Below are 1,009 nucleotides of genomic sequence, written 5' to 3'. Positions count from 1 at the left end.
CGACGAGCGGAGTTTCCACTCGCAATACAGCGCGCACATCATTCCACGTCCATCCGCGGTGATCGTCGTATCGGCTGTTTCCCCTGAGGTAGCCTTCGTCGCTGGCCGCATCCGCTTCGACCTCGGAAATTAACTCTAGCGCGTCCTCGTCAATGACGCGCTGCACCTCGATCTCGAAAACCTTGATAGTCAGATCCACCTCCCGACTCAGCGCACGGGAGATGATACTCCATCGCAATCAACGCTTGCGTTATGTAGAACACATTAAGAACATGGACTCGGCGCCAGTCCGGCGCCAGAGTGGCGCCATGAACGATTCCTCGAACCCAACGAACGTGCGCGATCTAGATCGCATCAACTTGCGTCTCTCCGCCCTCACATTCGAGGCCATCGACTTGGCTCGCGCCGCTCGGCCGGGCCATGTGTCGCGCAACACTTGGCTAACCGAAGCAGTCGAAGAGAAGTTGGCGCGCGACGGTGCGGTTCGCGATAACCGGCCTGGAGATCGTCAGCATGGCTAGGTTCTATGAGTTCTTTGCCGGTGGCGGGATGGCACGCGCGGGCCTGGGCGAGGGATGGCAATGCCTATTTGCCAATGACTTCGATCCTAAAAAGGGCCTCGCCTATCAAGCAAACTGGGGGACCGGCGGCGAGTTGCACGTAGGTGACGTCCGTGCTGTGACGGCCGACATGCTGCATGGCCAAGCGGATCTCGCCTGGGGATCATTCCCGTGCCAGGATCTATCTCTTGCTGGCGTAGGCGCCGGACTTGGCGGAGAGCGATCGGGCAGTTTCTACCCATTCTGGAGTGTCATTTCCGGGCTGGTCGAGGCAGGCCGCGCGCCCACGATTGTCGCCGTGGAGAACGTCTGCGGAACCCTTACGTCGCATGGCGGAAAAGACTTTGAGGCTATCTGCCAGACCTTCAAGGACGCCGGCTATCGGGCCGGCGCACTAGTGATCAATGCCGATCTTTTCGTGCCGCAGTCCCGTCCCCGCCTCTTCGTCG

3 protein-coding genes are annotated in these 1,009 nt (G+C 60.1%); 2 read left to right on the top strand and 1 reads right to left on the bottom strand.

What is annotated here, in order from left to right; genetic code table 11:
* Positions 1 to 199: hypothetical protein (locus Q8M88_RS13210; RefSeq protein WP_305597621.1), on the bottom strand; the 199-nt coding region annotated here is incomplete at its 3' end.
* Between the two features lie 109 nt (positions 200 to 308).
* On the opposite strand from Q8M88_RS13210, the gene Q8M88_RS13205 reads away from it, so the two are divergent.
* Entirely contained in the window at positions 309 to 521 is a 213-nt protein-coding gene (locus Q8M88_RS13205) for a hypothetical protein (protein ID WP_305283279.1), read from the top strand.
* A partial coding sequence (locus Q8M88_RS13200; RefSeq protein ID WP_305597620.1) for a DNA cytosine methyltransferase occupies positions 514 to 1,009 on the top strand: 496 nt, incomplete at its 3' end. The genes Q8M88_RS13205 and Q8M88_RS13200, both read left to right, overlap by 8 nt.

The sequence above is a fragment of the Phenylobacterium sp. genome, assembly GCF_030693805.1.
Lineage (GTDB): Bacteria > Pseudomonadota > Alphaproteobacteria > Caulobacterales > Caulobacteraceae > Phenylobacterium.
The sequence above is the reverse complement of the archived record's forward strand: the minus strand, read 5'-3'. Positions and strand labels throughout refer to the sequence as shown.

What these genes read in the sequence shown, in the direction of transcription:
- Q8M88_RS13205 (WP_305283279.1), top strand. Translation starts at nt 309, where the DNA reads ATGAACGATTCCTCGAACCCAACGAACGTGCGCGATCTAGATCGCATC.